A 24,076-nucleotide genomic window follows, 5' to 3' on the forward strand; every position below is an offset into this window, starting at 1 on the left:
TCCCGGATGCCGCCGATACTCGAGATCAATAAGCTCAGCCTCGCTCTGCCTCCGGGTGCCGATCGCCCATTCGCGATCGAAAATGTGTCGCTGTCGATAGAGCGGGGGGAGACGCTCTGCGTCGTGGGCGAGTCCGGCTCCGGCAAATCCATGACCGCGCTGGCGGCGATCGGGCTGCTGCCGTCCAACGTGCGCCCGGTATCGGGATCGATACGCCTGGACGGTCGGGAACTCGTCGGGCTTTCGGACCGCGACATGCGCGAAATGCGCGGGCGGAATATCGGCATGATTTTTCAGGAGCCCATGACGTCCCTGAACCCCGTCCTGAGAATCGGGGACCAGATCGCTGAGGTGTTCGAGGCCCACGACGTCCACGATGCCCCGGGACGCCGCCGGCGGACGCTGGAACTGCTCGGGGAGGTCGGACTGCCGGATCCGCAAGCCATGGCCGCGCGGTACCCGCACCAGCTGTCCGGCGGCCAGCGGCAGCGTGTGGTGATCGCCATGGCCTTGGCGCTCGAGCCGAAGCTGATCGTCGCCGACGAGCCGACGACCGCGTTGGACGTGACCACGCAGGCCCAGATCCTGAAGTTGCTGGATGCCTTGAGGAGGCGTCACGGTACCGCGATTCTCTTCATCACCCATGATTTCGGGGTGGTCGCGGAGGTGGCTGACCGGGTCGCGGTGTTGCAGAACGGCAGGCTCGTGGAGGCGGGTAGGTCGATCGACGTACTTTCCGCACCCGCCCACGACTACACGCGGAAGCTGCTCGCGGCACTCCCGTCGCTCGAGCCGCCAGCTCCGCGGAAGATCGCGCCCGGAATCCCTGCCATCGCCGTCGCAGGCCTCCGCAAGACCTATCGCTCGCAGCCTCTGCTGAGCGCGGGTGAGGCCGTCGCGGCCGCGGAGGCGGTCTCCTTCGAGATCCGACGCGGCGAGACCCTCGGCCTCGTCGGGGAGTCCGGTTCAGGCAAGTCCACCGTCGGCAGATGTCTCGTACGTCTGACCGAACCCGACGGCGGCTCGATCCGGATCGGCGGGACGTCCGTCGACGGCCTGTCGCAATCGCGCTTCCGACCGATACGGCGGCGCATCCAGATGGTGTTCCAAGATCCGTTCGCCTCGCTCGATCCACGGCGCACGATCGGACGGACCATCGCGGACGGTCCCATCGCCCAAGGTACGCCGAAGCGCGAAGCTCTGTCGAACGCAGGTGATCTGCTCGAGCTCGTCGGCCTAAGGAGGGAAGTCGCGGATCGGTATCCCCACGAATTCTCGGGAGGGCAACGTCAGCGGATCGGCATCGCGCGGGCTTTGGCCTCGAAGCCGGAGATCCTGGTCGCGGACGAACCGGTCTCCGCACTCGACGTCTCGGTCCAGGCGACGATTTTAGGCCTCCTGCAGGAACTCCAAGAGAAGCTCGGCCTCGCGATCCTGTTCGTCACGCACGACCTTCGGGTCGCGGCGCAGGTCAGCGATCGCATCGCCGTCATGCATCGAGGACGGATCGTCGAACTGAAGGCGACGGGCGATCTCTTCCGCTCGGCCGAGCATGCCTACACGCGGGCGCTTCTCTCGGCAGTGCCTGGAGGGCGGGCATAGGTGTCGTGCCGCCTCCGGTGTCACCGTCAGCGAAAGCGTAACGCAGCCTGACGCGCGCGGGAGTGCGGACATAACAGCCCAACCGCATCACGTTCGGTGTGATCTGCCCGAGCTATCATCTCGGCATGCAATGGATGCGTCGGAAATTCAGTCTAATAGAACGAATACTTACATCCGAACTTTCAAGGCTAGCTCATCGACCCAAGGCAACGCTGTGCCCTTCCGCATTGCGCTGACTGCCGTAACTACGGATTCCATGGGCCGGCATGAGCCCATCCGCTTTTTCAGAGTCTAAGCTCCGAAGCGGACGTTCCGCTTTCGGCCATCCGCTGCCGCCACACATCGCTCGGCTGAACGTCTCGGATAGGTGGTTTTCCGCTGGTCCGCTTCCAGGCGATAATATGGAAAAGCAGACTCCGAAGCTACGCTTTTCACTGCAGGGGGCGACCGTCCGGAATGTCTGGTGTTCTCGATGACGGACCCGAAGCCCAGCCCTAACCCTACCCCTTAATAGCTTCGCCGGTGAGTCCCGTGCGGATATAGGTCGGTGTCCGAAGTCGGGAGCCAGTCAGACATGCCGACACTTGCGGGAGTTTCCGTGTTCTTAGCGGGCCGTCATTCGGTCAGCTTGGGCGCTTGGGCGGATGACGACGACGAAACTCGCATTGTCCGGCTGCGGGTCTCCGTCGATGGCGAACTGATCGGCACCCTGGATGGCGACTGGCGCGACGATGACCATGCCGGGATCGAGGCGGCTGCGCTCGCCTACATCAAAGCACGGGGTATTTCCCTACAAGATGCCTAGTGGTCGAAATCTGACGCTTGGTACCCACGCGCGAGGTCCGCTTGGGGTGGTGAGCCGTCATTGGGTTGCCGCCCGAAAGCCGACATTCCGCTTGGCGCCCATTCCGGTCGTCCCCGAGGGCTGGAAGACCTACTCGAAGCGGACACAGCCCGTCGCTTGCCTCGCGGCTGGGGACAGTTGGTTCGTGGCCTAGATCTCAATCAGGAGGAGAGGTTGCGTCCGCGATGTCGCCGTCCGTCAAGCGGCGCATCGGCCCCGTGCGACCGATCCCGCAGCGATGGTCGGAAACCTCGCGCCATCGCTCGATTTGCTCGCTGCCACGCTTCACTCTTCGACCACCGACCCGTCGAGATGGGAACGCATGGCGACGGGCTTCTGCCGCGCGGGAAAACGGTCCGGGGCATCCTCGGGCAGGTCCAGGCCGAGGCCGGCGCCGTCCGGGACGGAGAGGAAGCCGCCTTCCGGTGCAGCGAGCCCCGTCACGATCTGACTGCCGCGGAGCGCGTCGAGTCCATCGAATTCGATCGTGTCTAGCGGGTATTCCTGGATCGCGAAGTTCGGGATCGCGGCATCGAGGTGGAGGCACGCGGCCAAATTGATGGGCGAAAGCGGGTTGTGGTAGACGATGTCGACGTTGTGCGCTTCCGCCAGCGCCGCGATCTTCCGGCCGGCCGTGATCCCCCCGCAGACCGAGATGCATGGGCGGAGATACTCGGCACCGCGCCGGGCCAACAGCATCTGAAACTGGTGGATGTGGATGAACCGCTCGCCGGTGGCGATCGGGACGGGGAGGTGAGCAGCCACGTGGGCCATGGCGTCGAGATTGTAGGGCGGGATCGGGTCCTCGATGTACATTGGCCTGAGGTGCTCGATCGCCCGACCGAACGCGATCGCCTCACCCGGTTTCATGCGAGTGTGGAGCTCCACGCAGAGATCGATCTTCGGTCCCACGGCCTCGCGCACCAGACGAACGGCCTCGACGGCGTCGTCGATCTTGGCGACATACGACTTGTACCAGGGATCCTTCACACCCTCCTCCAGCAGCGGGTTCATGTAGCCCACGGCCGAGAAGCCCTTGGCGACCAAATCCCGCGCGCGCGCGACGAGCCCGTCGACGGTTCGCCCCTTGCAGTGGCCGTACAGTCTCACCGTATCGCGCATCGCGCCGCCAAGGAGCTCATAGATCGGGACGCCGAGCTGCTTGCCCTTGATGTCCCAGAGCGCGACGTCGATCGCGGAAATGGCGCCGCTGATCGCTGCCCCCGTGAAGTTCTGAAAGCGATGCATCACATTCCAATGATGCTCGATGCGCCTGGGATCCTTACCGATCAGGTATTCACCGAATTTGCGGACGGCTGCTGCACTTGCCTCCAGATGGCCCCAAGCGCCCGATTCTCCGACCCCGGAGATACCCTTGTCGGTCGTGATACGGACAAAAAGAAACCGATCTACAAAAAGAGGCGTGACGCCGATAATCTTCATCTTGATCTCCTTTTAACGATTGTATCGTGCCGCCGCACGACACGATCAGGCCGCGGCGAAGTTGTTCCGTCTGCGCCTCAGCAGCCTCAGAGTGATGGCGGCAGCGAAGGCCGACGCGACCAGCGGCAGGCAGGCTTGCGAGAAGCTACCGGTCTCGTTCTTGATGTATCCGAGCAAGTAAGTGGCGCCGAAACCCGCCAGGTTGCTCAGTGCATTGATCTGCGCGATCGATCCCGCAGCGTTCCCCGCGGGAATCCACTCATTGACCAGCGCCCAGAACGGACCCTTCACCGCGTAGGTGCCGACGAGTGTGAACGAGAGCAGGATCAGCAAGGTGACGAGCGACCCGGTGAAGAGGGTCGCCGCGAGGCTGACCGCGATGACGAGCAGGGGAAGGACCGTTCGCCAGAAGCGTTCGTTGGATCGGTCGGACCACGCTCCCCACCACAACATCGCCAGGCAAGCCGAGGCGTATGGAAACATATTGAGGGTCGCGGCGCCGAAATTTGACAGGCCAAATTCTTTGAGGATCTGCGGCATCCAGAGCCCCAGCGCCGTGGTCGCGCTGGCGCTGCCGGCGAAGACTAAAGACAAGCCGAGCACCTCGGGGTTGAGCAGTTGTCTCCAACCGGATGAACGACCGTTGGCAGCTACAGGCGCCGCCTCAGCAAGGCTCCGCGTTAGCCACGCACGCTGGACCGGCGCGAGCCAATCTGCGTCCTCAGGCTTGTCCGCCATGATCTTCAGGAAGATGTATCCGAAGATGAGGGGCGGCAGGCTCTCGATGATAAAGACCCATTGCCATCCGCGAAGGCCGAGCAGGCCGTCCAGTTCGAGCAGCGATGCCGCCAAAGGCGCTCCGATGAGATTGGATATCGGTAGGGCCGTGCCGAAGATTGCGAAGACCCGCGCCCGATACTGCACCGGGAACCAGAGAGACAGATAATACAGGGCGCCCGGATAGAGTCCCGCCTCCGCAGCCCCCAATAGAAAACGCACAACGTACAGGGAATACGGACCTGTGACACAGAAGGCCATCAGGAAGCCGACGAGACCCCAGGAGATCATGATCCTGGCTATCCATCGGCGCGCCCCATAGCGGACGAGGGCCAGATTGCTGGGAATCTCGAGCAGGCAATACGGGATGAAGAAGATCCCGGCGGCGAACCCGTACTCGGCGGCGCTCAACCCGAGATCCTTGTTCATTTGAAATGCGGCGACCGCGATATTCGACCGATCGATATGCGCAATGACGTAGGCCAATACGACAAACGGTAACGTTCGACGGAAAACGCGACGCATCGTCTGCCTTTCAATCGCAGATCGATCGAGTGCCTCCACGTTAGGCTCCGAAGCCAGAGTATCGCTCATCACAGCCGTTCTCCGACGTGTCGCATCGATATGTCTGTCCACCCAACTTTTTATTTAAATTTCTTGCTGCGGTACGTAATCTTGAGAGGCTAGCACCATCCTCATCCGAGCTAAATTGCGAAATTTGCATCAGTTATGCAAATTTCGTATTGGCTGGCCGAGGATCATTTTTGTTTGTAGCGCTAGCACCAGCGAGAGCGGGGTGCTTCGAGAGGCGACTCGATAATTAGTGTCATGGCCCACGATCCTGAGACCAGGTTCTCCTCGCCGAGCCGCCATCGACGGGTTCGGTCGTCGCCCGTCGATATGGAATGATCGGAACATTTTAGATTACTTGAACACCATCGAAAAAAGCGGGACTGAACGTGGATACGGAATGGCTCGAAGACTTTCTGATGCTCAGCACGACCCTGAATTTCTCACGGGCAGCCGTGCTGCGGAACCAGACCCAACCCACATTCAGCCGACGCATTCAGCAGTTGGAGCTGTGGCTGGGGGCTGCGCTCGTCGACCGCACCGTATTCCCCGTCGCGCTGACGAGAGAGGGGGCCGAGTTCCGCCGCGCCGCGGAGGAGTTGGTCCAGGCACTCTATCGCGAGCGCGATCTGGCTCGCGGGGTGGCGCGGCCGAAACGTGCGTTCATCGCCTTCGCGATGGTTCAGACGATCGCCACCAGCTTTTTTCCGCGGTGGCTCTCGCACGTGGAAGGAAGCCTCGGCTCCTTCCGAACCAGCGTGCAGGGGGGCAGCATTTACGACTGCTTCGAGGCCCTCGCGTCGCAATCGTGCGACATCGTCTTCAGCTACAACGCGACCGCTGGAGCCGTTCTACCGGACGACAGGAGCTACACTTCGATCAAAATCGCGGAGGAGCACCTGATCCCCGTCTGCGCTCCGAAAGCCGACCATACGCCGCGCTACAGCCTCGATACGGCCGGTGACCAGCCGATCCCCTACCTGGGCTTCTCGAACCACGCCTATCTAGCCCGGCTGGTCGAGAGCATCCTTCAGATGCAGTCCGATCTCCCGTCGCTCGATCTGTGTTACGAGAGCGCGCTCGCGGCGGGGCTGAAGGCGATGGCGGTCGCGGGCCGCGGCGTCGCCTGGCTCCCCTACTTCGCCGTCAAGGAGGAGTTCGAGGCTGGCCAGCTCGTCGCCGCCGGCGGCGGACGCTGGACCCTGCCGTTGGAGATCCGTGCCTATCGGTCGAGCGACGGCGGCGGCCGCGAGCCGGTTCAACGCCTGTGGGCTGACATGGCACGATCCGAGCCCCTTCGATGCCTGCCCCCAGTCGCCTACGATAGATCCATCGCCGAGGGGCGCACCCGGTCCGCCCGTCAGATCCGGCTCAAGGGGAAACGCCATCGACCGACACGGACGGGCTGACCCCCGCCGCCGTCCGCCGGGACCGAAGCCCTCCGCCTACCCCGCGCCAGCTGCGGCGCGTACCCGCGCGCGACGATGCTCCAGCCAAGCGACGCTCGTGCGCTATGCGCGCGATGATCGTCGCCGCCGAGAGCCGACCGGTGGGGCTCGTCGCGTCACGTCCCAAGCGCCGCTGCGATGCTGACGAGATCGGGTCGCATCAGGTCGAAATAGTCTTCCGGCATAATGTCGACCTTACCATGTGGGCCGTATTCCAGCGGTCGCGGCAGGAAGGCCACGCGAAACCCGAACTTCTTTGCCGCTGCCAGATCATATTTGTGCGCCGCCACCATCAGGATTTCTTCCGGGCGAAGGTTCAGCGAACTCCTCGCGAGTTCGTACACTTTCGGGTCGGGTTTCGCGGATCTGACTAGCTCGGCCGTCAAGATGCAGTCGAAGGGCAGGCGGCCGACTTTGATCATGGTAATCAACGACGCCATGCTACCATTCGATAGAGTCGACACCGTATAGCGCTTTCGAAGCCGTTCGAGACCCGGCCGCGTATCGGGCCAGGGTTCGATCTCGTACCATAAGTGATTCAACTGATCCCGATCGCTTGCGCTGATCTTCGCTTCCCAGTCGTAGGGAGCCAATGCCCTGTCCAAGGCCTCACGATAGACAAGGTCGGCGGACCGCCAGGGCGCGGTTCCCAGAGCGATCTGATCGGTAAGCTTTCGCCACGCGGCGCGCCATTCGTCCAGAAGCCTGATCCAGTCGACCTCAATGCCGCGGGCCTTGGTAAATTGCGTGCCCTTCGCGGTGATCGACCCGTACATGTCCAAGAGCGTGCCGACGGTGTCGAACACGATCGCCTTGATGCCGGCCGGATCGAATGCCGCACCCGTCTGGTCCGTGTCCGCTCGTGCCGATCCGGGCCGGACGAGCGGAACGGCGAGTGCGAGCCCGAAGCCCAACACGAGTGTCCGTCGGTCGGGATGCCCCGCAGTCGTCGAGCGCTCCGAAATACGGTCCCCTGACATGCATCCTCCAAGGATGATCGAGGCGAGACGTCACCACTGATTCAAGTGCTGCATCTCTGCCGGTCGAAAGGTATCGGCGAGGGTAGCCAGAATGCTCTTCGTGGTGAAATCGGAATGTTCGATGAGGTATACGGATTTCGTATCGCTCCGCTCGCAAGCGTGGTGCCCTGGTCGTCGCATCCGCATCGTGCCGGCATGGACCGCGAGCGCGGGTCCAGGCTGCTTTCACGACACCTATCACGCCACTAGCTTTGATCGATCGCGTCCCTGTCGCCCGCGTGTGCCGTCCATCATGCCGCGGGCGGACCGGCAGCCGACATGTCGCGGCCGGTCTCCCGATCGTGCCGCGTTATCAGTCCCTGCCACGCGTCAATGATTTCGCTCCGACGACCGTCCGGATGGTGAAGTTCGATTGGAGGCGCGAGACGCCTGGTAGTCGCGAGAGCGTCTCGCGATGCAGGTGCTCGTAGGTGGCCGCGTCTGCAACCTCGATCCGCACGAGGTGACCTGATATCCCCGTTATCAGGAAGCACGCTGCGACCTCAGGGCACCGTCGGATCGCGCTTTCGAAGCGATCGAGAAACTCCTCTGTCTGCCGCTCAAGGGTGATCTGGATCAGGACGACGAGGGCACCCTCGGCTAGGGCGCTTCCGATGAGTGCGGCATGCCGCGAATGACGCCCGATCTCTCGCGTTGGCGCACGCGACGCGAGCACGCCGATTCCGACAGCCCGACCGCGTTCCACAAGACCAACCGTCGAGCAGGGCCGTCAAGGGATTGAACAAGACGGCGTCGAAAACGGTGAGCGGTCATTGCTGGCATCTCCGAGAATAGCATCCGGATGTCGTCCGAGCGTGGCGGGTGGGCGCGCTGGCGGTCGGTCTCTATCGCCAGGGTGCCTTAAGTCGGGACGTCAGGGCGCGCGTGTAGCGATCGCCTCGACCTCCACGAGGTAGCCGTGATGCAACTGCGGAACCGGCACTACCGCGCGAGCCGGCCTCGCCGGTCCGAACAGCTCGGCGAAGATTTGGTCGAAGACCAACCAGTGTTCCACGCCGACGAGGTAGGCCGTCACGCGCAGCACGTGATCCGGACAGGAGCCTGCCTCGGCCAGGATCGCCAGCAAGTTGGCGAGCGCTCGTCGGATCTGGGCCTCGACTGTCGCGTCGGCCATGTGGGTACCGTCAGGTCGGAGTGGGAGCTGCCCCGAGACGAAGACGAGGTCCCCCCATGCTGTGGCTTGGACATAGTGGCCTGCCGGTGCCGGAGCCCGGGCGGTCGCGACACGCTGAATTGGTGCTTTCATCGTTGGCGTCTCCTACCAGCCGTTGATGCGCGGCCACACGGCGCCGACTCGTCCGTCACCGTCGAGCACATGGTAGCGATCGTGCTGGGCACCGGTGGCGCAGGCATGGTTCGGCAGGATGCGGACCCGTGCGCCGATGGGCAGGTCGGGCAGATCGGTTCCGGTGCCCGGGCGGAGGGCGAGAATGCCGTGCTCTTGGTTGACCTCGGCGACGAGCAAATCGGGATAGGGGCGGCCCGCAAGGTCGCAGACCACGCCGTATCCCTGGTCCACCGCCTGCCGCGCCGTGCTCCGGTCCCGTGACAGCGCCATCCAGCCCGCATCGGTGATGATCCAGCCCCTGTCGCGGCGATGTCCGATGACGGTGGCGAGCACGCTGAGCGCAATATCCCTGACCGCGACGGAGCCGACTCCTGCCTGGAACAGGTCGCCGAACATGAACACACCGGCGCGGACCTCGGTGACGCCGGAGAGATCCCGGGCCCAGCGCGCGGTCGGGGTCGAACCGACGCTCACCATTGGGCAAGGCAAACCCGCATCGCGCAAGATGGCGGCCGCGGCCACCGCCGCCGCCCGCTCGCGCTCCGCGGCCTCGGTGAGCGCCTCGGGTTCGTTGAGGCCGTAGCTGTCGCCGGCGTGCAGAAGCACCCCCCGAAGCGCCGTGCCCAACGCGCGTCCGATCGCGACAATCGTCTGCGCGTCCTCCGGCGGCACACCGGAGCGGTGTCCGTCAGCGTCGATCTCAATCAGCGCCGGCAGGACATGGCCGGAATGGGCACCCCAGGACGCGACCGCTTCCGCTTGCTCGACCGAGTCGAGCAGCACGGTAAGCGTCGTGTCCCAACGCCTTCGGATCATGTCGACGCGATCGAGTTTCTGGGGGGTGATTCCCACTGCGTAGAGGATGTCCCGCACCCCGCCCTCAGCGAAATATTCCGCCTCGCGCAGCGTCGAGACCGTTGCAGAACCCGCCGGGCTGGTCATGGCGAGACGGGCGACCTGGATCGACTTCGCCGTCTTGAGGTGCGGTCGGAATCCGACACCCAGCTGCCGAAGATGCGCATGCATCCCCGCGAGGTTCGCCCGGAGGCGCGCTTCGTCCAATATAAGGCATGGGGTCGATAGTACGGGCGACGCCAAGTCGACTCGCCCCGGATTGATCGTGGTATCGGATCCGGCGTTCAACACGCCCGCCTCCCGCGCTTGCTGATCCGAGTGAAAAATCATAGCGGAAGAAGAAGCGCTATTAACCCTTACTTCATGTTGGATTAAGGGGGGCCTTAATGATCGACACAGAAGACCTCCGCTTTTTCGCTGTCGTCGCGGCCAGCCCCTCCCTCGCCGCCGCCGCACGCGCATTGAACGTGTCACCGCCTGCCGTGACGCAGCGATTGCGAGCTTTGGAGAAACGACTGCGGGTCCACTTGATGGACCGTTCCGGTCGCGGCCTCACTCTCACCGACGAAGGTGAGCTGCTGGCCGAGCACGGGCGCGACCTTCTCGCAGCTTTCGACGACCTCGACAATGCATTGGCCGAGCGTCGCGGGGAGGTGATCGGCCACTTGCGGGTCGTCGCGCCTTTCGGCTTTGGGCGCCGTCACGTCGCACCGGTCGTGGCGGCTTTCCGCATCCTGCATCCAGGGGTCAGAGTCGACCTTTTGCTCTCGGACCGCCTCGGCCGCATGCCGTCCGAGATGTGGGACCTCGCCATCCACGTGGGTGAGATCAAGGAAGCAACCCCGAGCCTGACTGTCCGCTTGCTCGCGCCGAACGACCGTGTCCTCTGCGCGGCACCCGCCTACTTAGCGCAGCGTCCGGCTCCTCTGACGCCCGCCGAGTTGAAAGATCACGTCTGCATCGCGCTGCGCGAGAACGACGAGGATGTCACGCTCTGGCGCCTCTGCTCAACCGATGGCACGGAAGAGCGGGTCCGGATCGAGGCTGATCTCACCAGCAACGACGGCGAGGTAGTACGGGGCTGGGCCCTCGCGGGCCTTGGCGTGATCGTGCGCTCAGAGTGGGATGTCGCGGACGACCTGCGGACGAGGCGGCTGATTCGCGTCCTTGAAGGCTATGCCCTGCCTCCGGCTCCGGTCGTGGCGTTGCTCGGCTCGAACCGGCGCGCACGCGCGGCGAGGACCGAGAGGTTTCTGGCAGCGCTCAGGCAATCCCTTGATCCGCTACCGTGGCGCGAGCATCGGCATCTGGCCGGCATGGCACAAGCCGATCGACACTCGACCTAGGACGACGACCCACGCTCAAGCATCTCCTCCCCGGGACCGGCCCGTCTTGGGGAGATCAGTTTCCCCTTCCACGGTCGCCTCCGACCGCAGGAACTCAATGAGTGGCTCCACTAACCTGTGGGGACGACCCACCCCCGAGCGCGCGACGAAGCGCCAAGATGCGAGCCGGGGGGTAAACGGCTCTATCCGCACGAGGCGTCCGCTGGCGAGTTCGGAGTCGATCAGCGGCGAGCGGCCAAGCGCGAGCCCGGCTCCATCGAGGGCGGCGGCGACGACTTGGCTGAAGCTAGCGTACCGGATCACGCGGGACTCGACGTCGCCCGGCAGTTCAAGGTCTGAAGCCCAGCTCTTCCAGTCCAGCTCCGGACTGCCCTCGCACTCCTCCTGCAGAAGACGGTGACGACGAAAGAAATCGGATGTGACCGGGGTGAGATCCGGACTGCATACGGGAAAGACATGCTCGGCCAACAGGACAACATCGTCGGTTCGGATTTGCTTGGCCGGCGCATAGACGATCGCGAGGTCGATCGGGTGTCGCGAAAAGTCGGGTTCGTCAGGTTGGATGATCGCGTTGATCGAGTATCCCGGATGAACCTTCGCAAAATCCGCGAGCCGTCGCGGCAGCCACATTGTTGAGAACGGCAGGTTCGCGGACACGGTCAGCCTGTTCTTGATGCCTTTGATCTCGGTGCAAGCATTTTCGAGCGCCAGAAGCGCCCGTTCGACGGCCGGCAAAAGCCGCGCACCGGCAGGCGTCACTTGGATGCCGCCAATGCCGGTGCTCCGCTCCAGCAACCTAGCTCCTAAGTCGCGCTCAAGCGCCCGGATCCGATGGCTCACGGCACTGGTGGACACATTCAGCTCCGCCGCGGCCCGGGCAAACCCGCCCAGGCGGACCGTGGCTTCGAAAGCCGACAGGGCGGCAAGGGGCGGGATGTGGGCCATAGGGTGTTGTAGAAAACTCACTACCCCCTGAAAAGGTATCTTTTGTCGGGCTATCGATCGCACGGTAACGTTGGCCTGCCTCGCCGATGTGGGGGGCCCAGTCTGCTCATTTCCATCCGAGACGGGATCGTCGGTCCAATCGTATCGTCAAGCTCAGATGCCTGTCTAACGATGATCTGGAATTGAATTCGATCTTCAATTGATCCTCGAAAGACGCGGGCACGCGCGATTAGATCGTTCGAACTACGCAATCGTCCGGTATCGGGTCTCGCGACTACCGTGTTCGGTGATGCCGGACGCGGACGATACACGGTCGACCATCGCCCACATCGCTTCGGCATCCCGGTCACCGCGCCTCGCCGCACTTGTTTGAGTCAACACCGAAGGGATCGCCCTACGATGAACCAAGCCGACATCCCGCCGCCGGATCGCGATCCTCCCCCGCATTACGACCCGACCTGGGTCTCCTTCGATGTTTTCGGTACGCTCATCAGTGTTCGCGAGGGTTCCTATGCGGCCTTCCAATCCATTCTCGATGATTGCGGGGGAAGTCATGTCAATCTGCGCGATTTCTGGGAGTTCTGGGAGCACCGTAACATCTCCCATTACTGGGAACCGTACCGCAGCTACAGGGATATCTGCACCCTATCCCTGGAAGAGTCCTTCACTCACTACGGCCTCCACGGCGACTCCGCACTGATCGAGCGCTATTTCGACGCCTTCCCAGGCTTTCCGCTCTATCCCGACGTCGAGGCGACGCTGGCCCGCGTCGGCGAGAGGCGGCGCCTCGCGATCGTGTCGAATATCGACGACGACCTCCTGGCGCGCACGCGCCTGCCATCCGGCGTCGCGCTCGCCTGCACTGCGGAGCGCGCCCGCGGCTACAAACCGGACGGGTCGCTCTTCCGTTACCTGATCCGGGAGACTGGCGCGCCGCTCGGCCGGATCCTGCACGCCGGGCAATCACAGTTCACCGACCTCGTCGGCGGCAAGCCGCTCGGCCTCACCATCGCCTGGATCAACCGCCGCGGCGTCGCGCTCGATCCGGCCGTGCCCAGACCCGACGTCATTCTCGATGACGTCGCTTCCCTCTTGCCGCTGATCACATAGGAGCCCTCCCGATGCGCGTCGCCCCAATCCTGGCGCTCTGCGCCGCCCTCTTGGCTGCTCGATCACTGCCGGCCGCCGCGCAGGTCGCCGACACCGCCCTACACCGGATCCAGGAGACGAAGACGCTGACCATCGGCTTTCGCGAGTCGGCCGAGCCGTTCGCGTTCCTCGACGGCTCGCAACAGCCGTCCGGCTACTCGGTCGAGGTTTGCCGGCGCGTCGCCGGCGCGCTGGCTCAGGCCCTCAAGGTCGACGAGATCCGAACCCGGTTCGTGCCGGTCACGCCGCAGACTCGGATCCCTCTGATCGCCAACGGCACCGTCGATGTCGAGTGCGGCACGACTGTCAACTCGCTGGCCCGCCAGCAGCAGGTAGACTTCAGCTATGCGGTCGCGCTGAGCGAGGGCAAGCTCCTCGTCCGCAAGGATTCAGGTATCCGCGACCTGCCCGATCTCGCCGGCAAGGTGATCGCACTGGCCGCCGGCACCACCGCCGACCGCTACGTTCGAGCGGCGCTGGAGGCGCGGAAGCTCACGGCCCGCATCCTCACCGTCCGGGACAACGGCGAGGGTCTCCTGGCTGTCGCCTCACAACGCGCCGACGCCTTCATCAACGACGCGGTGCTGCTCGGCGGCGTGGTTCGCACGGCGACCGAACCTGACCGCTTCGCCGTCGTCGGCACGCCGCTCTCCTTCGAGCAGGTCGCCTTCATGGTCGGCAAGAACAATTCGGGGCTGCTCACCGTGATCAACGGCGTCATCGCCCGCCTCGCCCGGTCGGGTGAATTGCAGGGCCTCTACGGGCGCTGGGTGACTCCCTACGCGGGCCCGATCGATGCGGATACCGTCGCCCTCTTCAAGATCGAGGGGATCCCCGAATGAACTACGCCTGGGATTGGGGTCTCGTGCTTCGAGAACCCTATGCGGGGTGGCTGATCGCGGGCGTCGCCTGGACGCTCGCGCTCTCGGCGGCCGGATGGGCGCTCGCCCTCATCCTCGCGCTTCCTGTCGCGCTCCTGCGGGTGCTGGGCTCACCCGCGATCCGCTGGCTCGCCGGGTTCTACGTCTCGGTGTTTCGCAACATCCCGCTAATCCTGCAGATGTTCGTGTGGTTCTTCGTCGTGCCGGAGTTGATGCCGCGCGATCTCGGCCTGTGGGTTAAGCGCGACATGCCCCAGCCCGAATTTACGACCGCGGTCGTGGCGCTCGGCATGTACACGTCCGGCCGCCTAGCGGAGCTTTTTCGTTCAGGGATCGACGCGGTGCCGCGCGGGCAGGTCTCGGCCGCGCTCGCCTGTGGCCTGACCCGCGCCCAGGCCTACCAGTATGTGATCCTGCCGCAGGCCTTTCGCATCATCCTGGCACCTTTGACGTCAGAGTTCCTCTCGATCGTCAAAAACTCATCGATCGCCCTCACGATCGGGGTCGTCGAGCTGACCGCAGAGAGCCGCCAGATCGAGGACATGACATTCCACGGTTTCGAGGCGTTCGGGGCGGCGACGCTGATTTATGTCGTGATCGCGTTCGGTCTCGACCGGATGGCGGCGCGGCTTCGGCCAAGCGCGCTTGCAGTAAGGACCTGAGCCATGAACGCGCTCTGGGACAATGCCGCGTTTCTGGTCGAAGGGCTGGCCCTCAGCCTCGGCCTGACGGCGATCGGTGTCCTCGGCGGCCTCTCGCTTGGGACCGCGCTCGCCGCCCTGCGCCTGTTCGGGGGCCGCGCCGGCGGCGCGGTGGTCGACGTCTACGTCTTCGCGTTTCGGGCAGTGCCGCTGATCCTCGTGATCTTCTGGTTCTACTTCATGGTTCCGCTGATCCTCGGACGGCCGGTTGGGGCCTTCGCCTCGGCGGTTGTCGCCTTCGTCCTGTTCGAAGCGGCCTATTACAGCGAGATCATCCGCGGCGGTCTCGCGAGCGTTCGCCCCGGACAGATGAACGCCGCGCTCGCCTGCGGGATGAGCCATCTGGCGGCGCTGCGATACGTCGTTCTGCCACAGGCCTTCCGGGCCATGATGCCCGTCTTCCTGACGCAGGCGATCGTGCTCTTCCAGGACACCTCGCTGGTCTTCGTCGTATCGCTGCACGACTTCCTGACCGCGGCCTCGATCGTCGCAAACCGGGCCGGCAGGCTCGTAGAGACCTACCTCCTGGCCTGCCTCGTTTACTACCTCGTCTGTCTTGGAGCGACTGCGGCGGTCGCCAGGATGCGAAGGAGCGCTCCGTGATCGTCTTCGAACGGGTCGACAAGTGCTATGGCGACAAACCGGTGCTGCGAGAGGTCAGCCTTACTGTCCGGCAAGGTGAGGTGGTCGTGATCTGTGGGCCATCGGGCTCCGGCAAGTCGACGCTGATCAAATGCGTGAATGCGCTTGAGCCGTTCCAGTCCGGCACGATCAGAATCGGTGAGGCTGTGCTCGGTCGAGGGTCGCTCGACGCGCGCGCCCTGCGCCGGCGGGTCGGCATGGTGTTTCAACATTTCGAGCTCTACCCGCATCTCGATGTGATGGAGAACCTGTGTCTCGCCCAACGCACTGTCCTCGGACGGTCGCGGCCGGCGGCCGAGGAACGGGCTTCGGCGCTACTGGACCGCGTCGGCCTGCGCGATAAGCGTTCTGCCATGCCCGCCCAGCTCTCCGGCGGACAACAACAGCGCATCGCGATCGCACGTGCTCTCGCCCTCGACCCCGAGGTGATGTTGTTTGATGAACCGACTTCCGCCCTCGATCCCGAAATGGTCAATGAGGTTCTCGATGTAATGACCGGCTTGGCCCGCGAGGGCATGACGATGATGGTGGTGACTCATGAGATGGGATTTGCCCGGCGCGTTGCCGACCGGGTCGTCTTCATGGAGGACGGAGCTATCGTCGAGGATTGCGCGACCGATGTCTTCTTCGGCGATCCGGGAACACTTTCGCAAAGGGCGCAACGCTTCCTGAGCAAAGTTCTCCCCCACTGAGGTATCGTCGCCCTTCGTCGGGAATCGCGGCTTCGCGACCACGGTCCCGATTCGCGGAAGTTTGTCTCAAACGCGTGCGTCCTCGTGCGGTGATCAAGTTCCCGAAACTGTCTCCATCCGCCTCAAGGCAGGCGGTCGGCATTCGGCCAGTTTCAGCCAATTGCCGAGCGTCCGCTTTCTTCGGTTTTGCGCGCGAAACCGGAACGGCAGTAAACGGCCAGTTCCCGCTGGCCGCTTCGCGCCCAATTCTGACGAAGAGGTCGTGCCGCCGACATCTCGAAAGCAGACATCAACTCTGGACTGGTTTTTCTGCCGCCAAGTCGAGGGAGGCCTACCTTAGGCGGAGTCGCCGGCCTACAGGCAAAGCACTTGATTAACCCTAATCCGGCTTGATGAACTTGCACTTGCCCCGCAGTGACCACGATCCCCGCGCTCCGGCCTCGGCGCAGAACGTATCGACCGCCCGGGTCACACCCGGGAAGCGGCCGCCCAGGCGGTCGTAATCGTCGGCGATCAGGAGGCCTCCAGGTCGCAGGACCGGCCACCAGGCGCGCAGGTCCGCCGCAACGGACGCCTCCTCGTGCCCGGCATCGAGATGAATGACATCGGCGGTCACGCCGCGCAGACGCAGAAGTTCCGCGGCATTCACCGAGTCGAGCGGTAACGGCACGATGTGGTCCGTCATGCCTTCGCGCAACACATTGGCCAGGAAGGTTCGGTAGAGGCTCGGATAGCCATGCTCGGTGGCGAGTTCCGCGAAAAGCGTCTCGTCCGCCCAATGATCGACGGCTCCGAGCCACGTATCGACCGCGATCACGGTGCCGGCGACGTTGTGCTCGGCCATGGAACGCGCAAGAAAGAGCGCGCTGGCTCCCTTCCAAGTCCCAATTTCGACGACCACGCGTGGCCGGAACTCGATCACCGCCTCCTCGAGGTAGGGATGGATGCTGCGCCAGCCTTGAAGGTCGCCGGCGCGTAGGTCCGTCGGGGGATCCGCGAAGGGGTCGCGGCCGTGCCACAGGGCGGCGATCAGGTCCTGACGGGTCATGTCACTCTGATTTCAGGCTGTTGAGAAGGCGCAGAAGGGGCAGCCATGCGGGAAGAGCGGTGGGGTCACCCGACGGCGCAAGCCTGCGCGTAGAGCGCCTCGCATCGGTCGAGCCACCGTGCGCGGGTGAACAGGCGCAGGACACGCCCGCGCGGGACCGGCCGCGGGATCGCGATCGCCTCGCCGATAGCGCGGGCAAGACTCTCCTCGTCCCCCGGCGCAGCGAGGGATCCAGCTTCGCCGACGACCTCCGGGACGGCGCCCCGGGCGAAGCCGGCGACCGGCAGGCCACAGGCCATCGCCTCGATCGCCGCCAGCCCGAACGGCTCGTCCCAGCACGGGGTGGCCAGGAACACGGAGGCGCGGCCGACCTCCGCAGCTAGATCCGCACCGCTGAGTTGACCGCCGTAGCGGATTGATCCTCCGAGCAACGGCGCGACCTGCCACTCCCAATATCCGGGCTCCTCGATCGGGCCGAACAGGGTCAGCGGAAGCCCGGCCCGGCGCGCCGCCGCGATCGCGTGCGGCGCGCCCTTGTCCGGCGTGATCCGCGCGCACCAGACGGCGCTGCCGTCGCCGCGCGGTCGGTAGGGCCAGGCGGCAGGATCGATGCCGTTGTGGAGCACCGATGCCTCCGGGGGCACCCCGTCCGGCCACCACGCATCCAGCTGCGCCCGGGACGTCGCGGTGATCCGGTGTCCCGGGGCGGGGCTCGCCTGCACGAACCAGCGGAGGGCATCGTAGGGCGGCACGTGCAGCGACGTGACGGTCGGCGTCGCGGCGGTACGCCGCTTCTCCAGGGGCAATCGGCTCAGGCTGTTGTTGTGGAGCACGTCGAAGCCTCCGGCCGCGATCCGGTCGCAGGCGGCGGCGTAGCCGCTGTCGAGATGACTCTTCAGCCCCACATCGCCCCGGTGCTCCAGGCCGGCATGGCTCCATTCGTGATGGACCGGGATCACAGGATCCAGGGCGAAGCGCGCGTCGCTGTCACCGGAAGCGAACAGCGTGACCGCGTGGCCGCGGGCGGCAAGGCCGTCCGCGAGGCTCCAGGTGTAGGCTTCAAGGCCGCCCGCGAATGGCGGGGCGATCGGGTGGCGGAGATGAGCGAGGAGCGCGATCCTCATGCCGTCACCGGCGCGGGCTCGCCCGCCCGGGCCTCGATGGCACGGATCACCGCAGCTGAGTTGGTGTAGGGCTGGTGGCCCTGCTGGCCGGTCAGCGCAAGATCGGCGGCGTCGGGCCGGCGCAGGATGCGGATTGGCCGGTCGGGCGTGTCGTCGATCAGGCCCATCACCTTGAAGGCGTAGAGCCAGTGGCCCATCGTGCGGTAGCCCCACTTGGCCTCGAACAGCTCGGCGTTGCGCACCACGCTCTCGAGGTGATGGACCGGCGGCATGTGGTGCGGGTGGTACTGGTGATAGGCGCGCGCGCCCTTCATCCAGGCGATTGGGATGCCGCTCCGGTCGAGGAGCTTGCCGAAGTCGGTGTCCTCGCCGCCATAGCCGGTGTAGCGCTCGTCGAAGCCGCCGGTCGCCAGGAAGGTGGCCCGCTGGATCGCGAAGTTGAGCGACCAGAAGCAGCGGTAATCGTTACTCCGCAGGAGTGCCGCAACTACCTTGCCGCAGCTGGCTATGAGGATGACTTGGCCGTCGCTACCTGACCGGGAACAGCTCTAGTGGCGGCGAGCCACATCCTCGCTGACCAGAGCGTCGTCGACGGCTTCGGTCACATCAGCGTAAGGCTTCCTTCCAATCCGAACCACTTCCTGATGTCGCGCTCGATGGCACCCTCCCTCGTCACGCCAAACGACATCATGGAGTTCGACCTCGACGGCAATGCCATCGACGGACAGGGACGCCCGGTCTTCCTCGAGCGCTTCATCCACGCGGAGATCTACAAAGCCCGGCCTGACGTTCAGTCCGTCGTGCACAGTCACTCGCCCGCCGTCATCCCGTTCGGTATCACGCAGGTGCCGATGCGCACCGCGTATCACTTGGCTGCTTTCTTGGCCGACGGCGTCCCGGTTTTCGACATCAGGAAGGCGGACGGTATGACAGATATGCTGGTCCGGACGGGGCCGCGCGGAATGTTCCTCGCCGATGCACTGGGGCGCAAGAGTGTCGTGCTCATGCGCGGCCACGGCGATGTCGTGGTTGGGCCGACGATCCCCTCACAGTCTTCCGCGCGGTCTACACTGAGGTGAACGCCAAGATCCAGGCACAGGCGATCGCACTCGGCGGCCCGATCACCTACCTGGATGTCGAGGAAGGCGAGAAGGCGAACAAGGCCCTCGATCTGATCCATCTGCGCGCGTGGGAGCTGTGGAAGAAGACGGCTGCCGACCTCCGTCAGTGAGACCCTGGTGCCGTCGCCGGCAAATTTGCTGGTCCGCGTGACTTAAGAATTACAGAAAACGCCGAGCCGTTATTCTTGCCGCATTGTTCGACGCCGAGGCGGCATTCGCTTCGGTGGAAGATGCTGTACTGATTGGGTCCCTGTGAGCGCAGGCTCGCGGCACGGCCTGGGGTGAACCTTGCGCCGCATACGGCCCGCGAAGACGGGCCTTTAAGAGGAAACGATCATGAGCAACAGGCGCCAATTTCTGACGGCTACGGCGGTGGGTCTAGCCGCCGCGGCATCCCCGGCGCAGGCGACTGACGGACGGACGAAGAACGACGCTTTCGCGCCCGAGCCGACCGGAATGCCGCGGGACATGACACTGATCAACATGCGCCGAGATGGCGGCTACACGCTCGGCGTCAAAATGACGAGCGGCGTGCTCGACGTCGGGGCCGCCGGCCGCGCCTTGGGAATGCCGTTCCCGACCGACATGGACGATTTGCTGCAGAACAGTCGCGGCCCGGTCCTGCGGGCGCTCATTGACGCGGTCGGGGCGACGCCTGACAAGCGGCTCGTGCTGGACGCGTCTGCGATCGACTACGCCCCGGTCGTGACGCGGCCGGAAAAAATCATCATGATGGGCTTCAACTACAAGCACCATGCCGAGGAGACCGGCACGCCGATCCCGAAGGATCCGCCGCTGTTCAACAAGTATAACAATACCCTCAATTATCATGGTGGCACGATCAAGCTGCCGACCGAAGCGGCGCGTGAGTTCGACTACGAGACGGAACTGGTCATCGTGTTCGGACGCGAATGCAGGAACGTGAGCGAGGCGGATGCCCTCGACTATGTGGCAGGCTACAGCACCGGCAACGACTTCAGCGCGCGTGATCTCCAGACTCTGACCTCGCAGTTCATGATCGGGAAGACCTCGGACGGCTTCGCCCCTCTCGGTCCCTATCTCGTCACGGCCGATCGGGTGAAAGACCCCAATAACCTGAAGCTCCGCACCGTGGTGAACGGCAAAGTGCGCCAGGATTGGAACACCAACGACATGATCTTCAATTGCCGCCAGCTGATCAGCTTCGCCTCGAAGGTGATGACGATCAAGCCGGGGGACATCTTCTACACCGGCACGCCGCAAGGGGTGATCTTCGGGGAAAAGACCCCGCGCAAGGAGCGGGTGTGGCTGAAGCCCGGCGACGAGATCGTGTCGGAGCTGGAAGGTCTGGGTGAACTGCGCTTCCGCTTGACGTAAGGTGAAGCCACAGGCCGAACGTGAAGCCTTGATCCAACAATTCTGCGTGCTCCTAATGGGACACGCGGATGTTCATCGTGCCGCATCGCCTTATGCTCGCGTTCCGCTTTGCGCCCATCGGGCACTGTCGAGTCGTCGAGCTAAGGGAGAAAAATATGGCTATGCAAATCGGCGCGAGCCGTACGCCCAGGCCGCTGCACCCATTGTTCGTCGGACTAGGCGGGGCCTTGCTGATGGCCGCCCTGTTCACCGACTACATGTACTTCAGTAATGCGCTGATGCAGTGGGCAAACTTTTCGGCGTGGCTGATCACCGGCGGGCTCGTGCTGGCCCTGATCGCCGCGCTTGTGCTCGTGCTCGACCTCGTGCTCGGCAGGGCTGGGCCGATCATCTGGCCAGACTTCGGCCTGCTTGCAGTCGTCGCGATCCTCTCGATCATCAACGTCTTCATCCACACGCGCGACGGCTGGAGGTCTGTCGTTCCGTCTGGGATCGCCGTGTCGGCCATCGTCGCGATCCTGCTCCTCGTATCCGGCTTTCGCGGCTGGTGCGTGACCGGCCTCAAGATGCCCACCCAGGGAGACAACGCATGACCATGATGAGATTCCGCGCGGCTTCCAGCCTGATGGTCGTCGCCCTGCTGGCCGGCTGCAACGACAAGGGGGGCGATCCCGCAAAACAATACGGGTCGAACCCGGACATTCCGGAGTCCCGCGAGTACCTCGTCCCCCCGATGAGCGTGCCACAAGCCGTCGGCTGGAAGGAGGGGGAAACGCCAACGGTTCCCGCCGGCCTGCGCATCCAAGCCATGGCGAACGGGCTGATGCATCCGCGTATCGTCTACCCGCTCTCCAACGGCGACATCCTCGTCGTCGAAAGCAACGGCCCCGGCACCAAGCCTTTTCGGCCGAAGGATTACATCTCGGGTTTGATCAAGGCCCGCGGCGGTGCTGCAGACAAGGGCGGCAATCGCATCACGTTGCTGCGCGATGCCGATGGCGATGGCATTCCGGAGATCAAGACGGTGCTCGTCGACAATCTGCACTCGCCCTACGGGGTCGCGGTGGTAGCGGATACGCTGTACGTGGCCAACACCGACGCGATCATGGCCTATCCGTTCAAGCCCGGGCAGACGGAGATCAAGGAGCCGGGGATCAAGCTCGTGGATCTCCCGGCCGGCCCGATCAACCATCATTGGACCAAGGCGATGGTCGCCAGCCCAGATGGATCAAAGCTCTACGTCGGAGTCGGGTCCAACAGCAACGTCGCCGAAAACGGGATGGATATCGAGGGGGATCGCGCGGCCATTTTCGAGGTCGACAGGCTGACGGGCGCCAAACGCCTCTATGCGACCGGGATCCGTAATCCGACGAACCTCGCCGTCCAGCCCGGAACAGGACAGCTGTTCGCCGTCGTCAACGGACGCGACGAGAATGGGCCGGATGCGGATCCGGACTATCTGTCGTCGATCAAGGAGGGCGGCTTCTACGGGTGGCCCTACAGCTACTGGGGGCAGCACGTGGACGACCGCGTCCAGCCGCAGAGGCCGGACATGGTCGCGAAGGCGTTCAAGCCGGATTATGGACTGAGCTCCCACGTCGCGACCCTCGGTGTTGCGTTCACCCAAGGTCAGAAGGTGTCGCCGCAATTCGCCGATGGCGCTTTCGTGGGTGAGCATGGCAGCTGGAACCGCGATCCGCTGAACGGCTACCAGGTGATCTTCGTCCCCTTCGTCGATGGACACCCGAACGGAGCACCGATTCCGGTGGTCACCGAATTCCTCGCTCACGACCATAAGACTGTCCGCGGACGGCCGGTCGGCGTGGCGCTTGATCGGACAGGCGCCCTGATCGTCGCGGACGATGTCGGCAACACGGTCTGGCGCGTGAGCGGGGCAGCGGCCACGCATTAGGGCTTTGACTTGATCAGCACCGAGGCGATGACGGCAGCCAGGGCGACGGCTGATACCAATCCTCATTGATCAGGACCCTTGGGCCCATGCGCGCCATCCGATGGACATGATGCGCCAGGGTCGGTCGATGAGGTTGTTCCAGGCGTCGCAGCAGTGGTCGAGGATGTCGGCGTAGGAGTTGAAGATCCGATTGCCGAGCCAGTTGTGGCGCGTGAACTACCAAAGGTTCTCGACGGGGTTGAGTTCGGGGGAGCGAGCCGGCAGGGGCAACAGGGTGATGTTGGCGGGCACGACGAGTTTCTTGGTCGTGTGCCACCCGGCCTGATCGAGCAGCAGCACGGCGTGCGCGCCGGGGGCGATGGCTTAGGCGATCTCGGCCAGGTGCAGCCCCATCGCCTCGGTGGTGCAGCGGGGCATGACGAGGCCCGCCCCTTTGCCGAGGGCGGGGCAGATCGCGCCGAAGATATAGGCCGAGGCTGTGCGCTGGTCCTTGGGTGCCGCGGGGCGCGTGCCGCGTTTGGCCCAGCGGCGGGTGATCGTGTTTTTCTGGCCGACCCGAGCCTCGTCGACGAACCAGACCTCTATCGACTTGCCTCCGACGGCCTGCACGATCTCCGCCAAGCGGGTGGAAAAGCCTTTTTAAAAGCCGGAATGGCGTCCGGGTCCTGGGCGTGGTGGCGCGGACGGGCGGAGAGCTTCCGATAGCCTATGCTCCGCAGCACCCGGCTCAGCGTCTGTTCGGACACCGAGACGCCGTGATCCTCGAACAGGATCTGGGCGAGATCCATCAGCCGCCAGCGCACCACCCCGTGGGCGGCTGGCATCGGCCCCTGCTCGATCAAGGCGCGCAGCGCCTCGCGCTGCTCGGCGTTCAGGCGCGGCCGCGCACCGGGTGGCTTGCCGCCGATCAGCCCGTCCGGACCGTGCGCGTTGAACGCCACGACCCAGTCACGCACCGTCTGGAGCCCGACCCCGCCGAATGCGGCGGCCTCCGTACGCGAGCCGCCCGCGTAGATCGCAGACAAAGCCAACAGGCGACGGGTCTGGGCGGGATCGCGCGCACCCTTGGCCAGGATGCGCAAGCCTTCGGCGTCGAAGTCCGACCGCAGCGGCACCGGAGCGGCCATGCCATCCTCCTCAGGCTCCAAACCCAAGGACAGAATCACTAACGGTCCGCCGCCGCTACCCCTGGTGAGTCCCGCTCAACGAGGGTTAGTATGAGGCGTAGTTCCCGGCGAGTTCGTTGTAGCGGGTGGCTATGCGGCGGAAGTCCTTGAGGCGGTTGAACGTCG

22 protein-coding genes and 3 pseudogenes are annotated in these 24,076 nt (G+C 64.4%); 14 read left to right on the forward strand and 11 right to left on the reverse strand.

The window, feature by feature from the left end:
* Nucleotides 1-6: 6 nt before the first annotated feature.
* Nucleotides 7-1,602 (forward strand): dipeptide ABC transporter ATP-binding protein, encoded by a 1,596-nt coding sequence (locus MKL01_RS09765; protein WP_243905019.1) that lies wholly within the window; start codon nt 7-9, stop codon nt 1,600-1,602.
* A 574-nt stretch (nt 1,603-2,176) separates the two neighbouring features.
* A complete protein-coding gene (locus tag MKL01_RS09770) occupies nt 2,177-2,407 on the forward strand; it encodes a hypothetical protein (protein WP_243905020.1) in 231 nt (76 codons plus the stop codon).
* Nucleotides 2,408-2,731: 324 nt separating this feature from the next.
* Here MKL01_RS09770 and MKL01_RS09775 read toward each other — a convergent pair whose 3' ends face one another.
* Nucleotides 2,732-3,889: a mandelate racemase/muconate lactonizing enzyme family protein gene (locus MKL01_RS09775; RefSeq protein ID WP_243905021.1), complete on the reverse strand. Its 1,158-nt coding sequence runs from the start codon at nt 3,887-3,889 to the stop codon at nt 2,732-2,734.
* 45 nt (nt 3,890-3,934) lie between these two features.
* The gene (locus MKL01_RS09780; RefSeq protein WP_243905022.1) at nt 3,935-5,260 is read right to left on the reverse strand and encodes an MFS transporter; all 1,326 of its coding nucleotides are present in this window, start codon (nt 5,258-5,260) and stop codon (nt 3,935-3,937) included.
* A 365-nt stretch (nt 5,261-5,625) separates the two neighbouring features.
* On the opposite strand from MKL01_RS09780, the gene MKL01_RS09785 reads away from it, so the two are divergent.
* On the forward strand, nt 5,626-6,645 hold the full coding sequence (locus tag MKL01_RS09785; RefSeq protein ID WP_243905023.1) for a LysR substrate-binding domain-containing protein: 1,020 nt from the start codon (nt 5,626-5,628) through the stop codon (nt 6,643-6,645).
* Between the two features lie 155 nt (nt 6,646-6,800).
* Here MKL01_RS09785 and MKL01_RS09790 read toward each other — a convergent pair whose 3' ends face one another.
* From MKL01_RS09790 to MKL01_RS09805, 4 genes and pseudogenes are all read right to left on the reverse strand, one after another.
* The gene (locus tag MKL01_RS09790) at nt 6,801-7,598 is read right to left on the reverse strand and encodes a haloacid dehalogenase type II (protein ID WP_243905024.1); all 798 of its coding nucleotides are present in this window, start codon (nt 7,596-7,598) and stop codon (nt 6,801-6,803) included.
* A gap of 418 nt (nt 7,599-8,016) precedes the next feature.
* A pseudogene (locus MKL01_RS09795) lies at nt 8,017-8,486 on the reverse strand (Lrp/AsnC family transcriptional regulator).
* Between the two features lie 91 nt (nt 8,487-8,577).
* Nucleotides 8,578-8,970: a RidA family protein gene (locus tag MKL01_RS09800; RefSeq protein WP_243905025.1), complete on the reverse strand. Its 393-nt coding sequence runs from the start codon at nt 8,968-8,970 to the stop codon at nt 8,578-8,580.
* Nucleotides 8,971-8,982: 12 nt separating this feature from the next.
* Nucleotides 8,983-10,155: an alanine racemase gene (locus MKL01_RS09805; protein ID WP_243905026.1), complete on the reverse strand. Its 1,173-nt coding sequence runs from the start codon at nt 10,153-10,155 to the stop codon at nt 8,983-8,985.
* A gap of 98 nt (nt 10,156-10,253) precedes the next feature.
* Between MKL01_RS09805 and MKL01_RS09810 the strand changes: the two genes are divergently transcribed.
* Nucleotides 10,254-11,213, forward strand: a complete 960-nt coding sequence (locus MKL01_RS09810; RefSeq protein ID WP_243905027.1) for a LysR substrate-binding domain-containing protein — start codon at nt 10,254-10,256, stop codon at nt 11,211-11,213.
* Between the two features lie 15 nt (nt 11,214-11,228).
* Here the strand turns inward: MKL01_RS09810 and MKL01_RS09815 are convergent, their stop codons facing one another.
* Nucleotides 11,229-12,158, reverse strand: a complete 930-nt coding sequence (locus tag MKL01_RS09815; protein ID WP_243905028.1) for a LysR family transcriptional regulator — start codon at nt 12,156-12,158, stop codon at nt 11,229-11,231.
* 399 nt (nt 12,159-12,557) lie between these two features.
* On the opposite strand from MKL01_RS09815, the gene MKL01_RS09820 reads away from it, so the two are divergent.
* The 5 genes from MKL01_RS09820 to MKL01_RS09840 are packed head-to-tail and all read left to right on the forward strand — an operon-like array spanning nt 12,558 to nt 16,223.
* Nucleotides 12,558-13,268, forward strand: coding sequence for an HAD family hydrolase (locus tag MKL01_RS09820; protein WP_243905029.1), 711 nt, complete (start codon nt 12,558-12,560; stop codon nt 13,266-13,268).
* An 11-nt stretch (nt 13,269-13,279) separates the two neighbouring features.
* A complete protein-coding gene (locus MKL01_RS09825; protein WP_243905030.1) occupies nt 13,280-14,149 on the forward strand; it encodes an amino acid ABC transporter substrate-binding protein in 870 nt (289 codons plus the stop codon).
* Nucleotides 14,146-14,850 (forward strand): amino acid ABC transporter permease, encoded by a 705-nt coding sequence (locus tag MKL01_RS09830; RefSeq protein WP_243905031.1) that lies wholly within the window; start codon nt 14,146-14,148, stop codon nt 14,848-14,850. Before MKL01_RS09825 ends, MKL01_RS09830 begins: the two co-directional genes overlap by 4 nt.
* Before the next feature lie 3 nt (nt 14,851-14,853).
* The gene (locus MKL01_RS09835) at nt 14,854-15,492 is read left to right on the forward strand and encodes an amino acid ABC transporter permease (protein ID WP_243905032.1); all 639 of its coding nucleotides are present in this window, start codon (nt 14,854-14,856) and stop codon (nt 15,490-15,492) included.
* Entirely contained in the window at nt 15,489-16,223 is a 735-nt protein-coding gene (locus MKL01_RS09840; protein ID WP_243905033.1) for an amino acid ABC transporter ATP-binding protein, read from the forward strand. Before MKL01_RS09835 ends, MKL01_RS09840 begins: the two co-directional genes overlap by 4 nt.
* Nucleotides 16,224-16,602: 379 nt before the next feature.
* On the opposite strand, the gene MKL01_RS09845 is transcribed toward MKL01_RS09840, so the two are convergent.
* The 3 genes and pseudogenes from MKL01_RS09845 to MKL01_RS09855 all read right to left on the reverse strand — a co-directional run.
* Complete coding sequence (locus MKL01_RS09845; RefSeq protein ID WP_243905034.1) at nt 16,603-17,145, reverse strand: class I SAM-dependent methyltransferase; 543 nt, start codon at nt 17,143-17,145, stop codon at nt 16,603-16,605.
* A gap of 191 nt (nt 17,146-17,336) precedes the next feature.
* Entirely contained in the window at nt 17,337-18,395 is a 1,059-nt protein-coding gene (locus tag MKL01_RS09850; protein ID WP_243905035.1) for a glycosyltransferase, read from the reverse strand.
* Nucleotides 18,392-18,865: pseudogene (locus MKL01_RS09855) on the reverse strand (glycosyltransferase family 2 protein); the annotation flags it as partial. The pseudogene MKL01_RS09855 and the gene MKL01_RS09850, both read right to left, overlap by 4 nt.
* Before the next feature lie 81 nt (nt 18,866-18,946).
* On the opposite strand from MKL01_RS09855, the gene MKL01_RS09865 reads away from it, so the two are divergent.
* From MKL01_RS09865 to MKL01_RS09885, 5 genes are all read left to right on the forward strand, one after another.
* Nucleotides 18,947-19,474, forward strand: coding sequence for a class II aldolase/adducin family protein (locus MKL01_RS09865; RefSeq protein ID WP_243905036.1), 528 nt, complete (start codon nt 18,947-18,949; stop codon nt 19,472-19,474).
* Nucleotides 19,471-19,626, forward strand: a complete 156-nt coding sequence (locus MKL01_RS09870) for a hypothetical protein (RefSeq protein WP_243905037.1) — start codon at nt 19,471-19,473, stop codon at nt 19,624-19,626. The genes MKL01_RS09865 and MKL01_RS09870 overlap by 4 nt, the downstream gene beginning before the upstream one ends.
* Nucleotides 19,627-19,852: 226 nt before the next feature.
* On the forward strand, nt 19,853-20,872 hold the full coding sequence (locus tag MKL01_RS09875; protein ID WP_243905038.1) for a fumarylacetoacetate hydrolase family protein: 1,020 nt from the start codon (nt 19,853-19,855) through the stop codon (nt 20,870-20,872).
* Between the two features lie 68 nt (nt 20,873-20,940).
* The gene (locus tag MKL01_RS09880; protein WP_243905039.1) at nt 20,941-21,465 is read left to right on the forward strand and encodes a DUF2231 domain-containing protein; all 525 of its coding nucleotides are present in this window, start codon (nt 20,941-20,943) and stop codon (nt 21,463-21,465) included.
* A complete protein-coding gene (locus MKL01_RS09885; protein WP_243905040.1) occupies nt 21,462-22,784 on the forward strand; it encodes a PQQ-dependent sugar dehydrogenase in 1,323 nt (440 codons plus the stop codon). Before MKL01_RS09880 ends, MKL01_RS09885 begins: the two co-directional genes overlap by 4 nt.
* A gap of 69 nt (nt 22,785-22,853) precedes the next feature.
* Here MKL01_RS09885 and MKL01_RS09890 read toward each other — a convergent pair.
* Nucleotides 22,854-23,950, reverse strand: a pseudogene (locus MKL01_RS09890) (IS630 family transposase).
* Between the last annotated feature and the right edge of the window lie 126 nt (nt 23,951-24,076).

This window comes from Methylobacterium sp. J-070, assembly GCF_022829385.1.
In the GTDB taxonomy this organism is placed as follows: Bacteria; Pseudomonadota; Alphaproteobacteria; order Rhizobiales; family Beijerinckiaceae; genus Methylobacterium.

Excerpts from the sequence above, each read along its gene's own strand:
- MKL01_RS09765 (WP_243905019.1), top strand. The coding sequence starts at position 7 with ATGCCGCCGATACTCGAGATCAATAAGCTCAGCCTCGCTCTGCCTCCG.
- MKL01_RS09770 (WP_243905020.1), top strand. The coding sequence starts at position 2,177 with ATGCCGACACTTGCGGGAGTTTCCGTGTTCTTAGCGGGCCGTCATTCG.
- MKL01_RS09775 (WP_243905021.1), bottom strand. The coding sequence starts at position 3,889 with ATGAAGATTATCGGCGTCACGCCTCTTTTTGTAGATCGGTTTCTTTTT.
- MKL01_RS09780 (WP_243905022.1), bottom strand. The coding sequence starts at position 5,260 with ATGAGCGATACTCTGGCTTCGGAGCCTAACGTGGAGGCACTCGATCGA.
- MKL01_RS09800 (WP_243905025.1), bottom strand. The coding sequence starts at position 8,970 with ATGAAAGCACCAATTCAGCGTGTCGCGACCGCCCGGGCTCCGGCACCG.
- MKL01_RS09810 (WP_243905027.1), top strand. The coding sequence starts at position 10,254 with ATGATCGACACAGAAGACCTCCGCTTTTTCGCTGTCGTCGCGGCCAGC.
- MKL01_RS09815 (WP_243905028.1), bottom strand. The coding sequence starts at position 12,158 with ATGGCCCACATCCCGCCCCTTGCCGCCCTGTCGGCTTTCGAAGCCACG.
- MKL01_RS09820 (WP_243905029.1), top strand. The coding sequence starts at position 12,558 with ATGAACCAAGCCGACATCCCGCCGCCGGATCGCGATCCTCCCCCGCAT.
- MKL01_RS09825 (WP_243905030.1), top strand. The coding sequence starts at position 13,280 with ATGCGCGTCGCCCCAATCCTGGCGCTCTGCGCCGCCCTCTTGGCTGCT.
- MKL01_RS09830 (WP_243905031.1), top strand. The coding sequence starts at position 14,146 with ATGAACTACGCCTGGGATTGGGGTCTCGTGCTTCGAGAACCCTATGCG.
- MKL01_RS09835 (WP_243905032.1), top strand. The coding sequence starts at position 14,854 with ATGAACGCGCTCTGGGACAATGCCGCGTTTCTGGTCGAAGGGCTGGCC.
- MKL01_RS09850 (WP_243905035.1), bottom strand. The coding sequence starts at position 18,395 with ATGAGGATCGCGCTCCTCGCTCATCTCCGCCACCCGATCGCCCCGCCA.
- MKL01_RS09875 (WP_243905038.1), top strand. The coding sequence starts at position 19,853 with ATGAGCAACAGGCGCCAATTTCTGACGGCTACGGCGGTGGGTCTAGCC.
- MKL01_RS09880 (WP_243905039.1), top strand. The coding sequence starts at position 20,941 with ATGTTCATCGTGCCGCATCGCCTTATGCTCGCGTTCCGCTTTGCGCCC.
- MKL01_RS09885 (WP_243905040.1), top strand. The coding sequence starts at position 21,462 with ATGACCATGATGAGATTCCGCGCGGCTTCCAGCCTGATGGTCGTCGCC.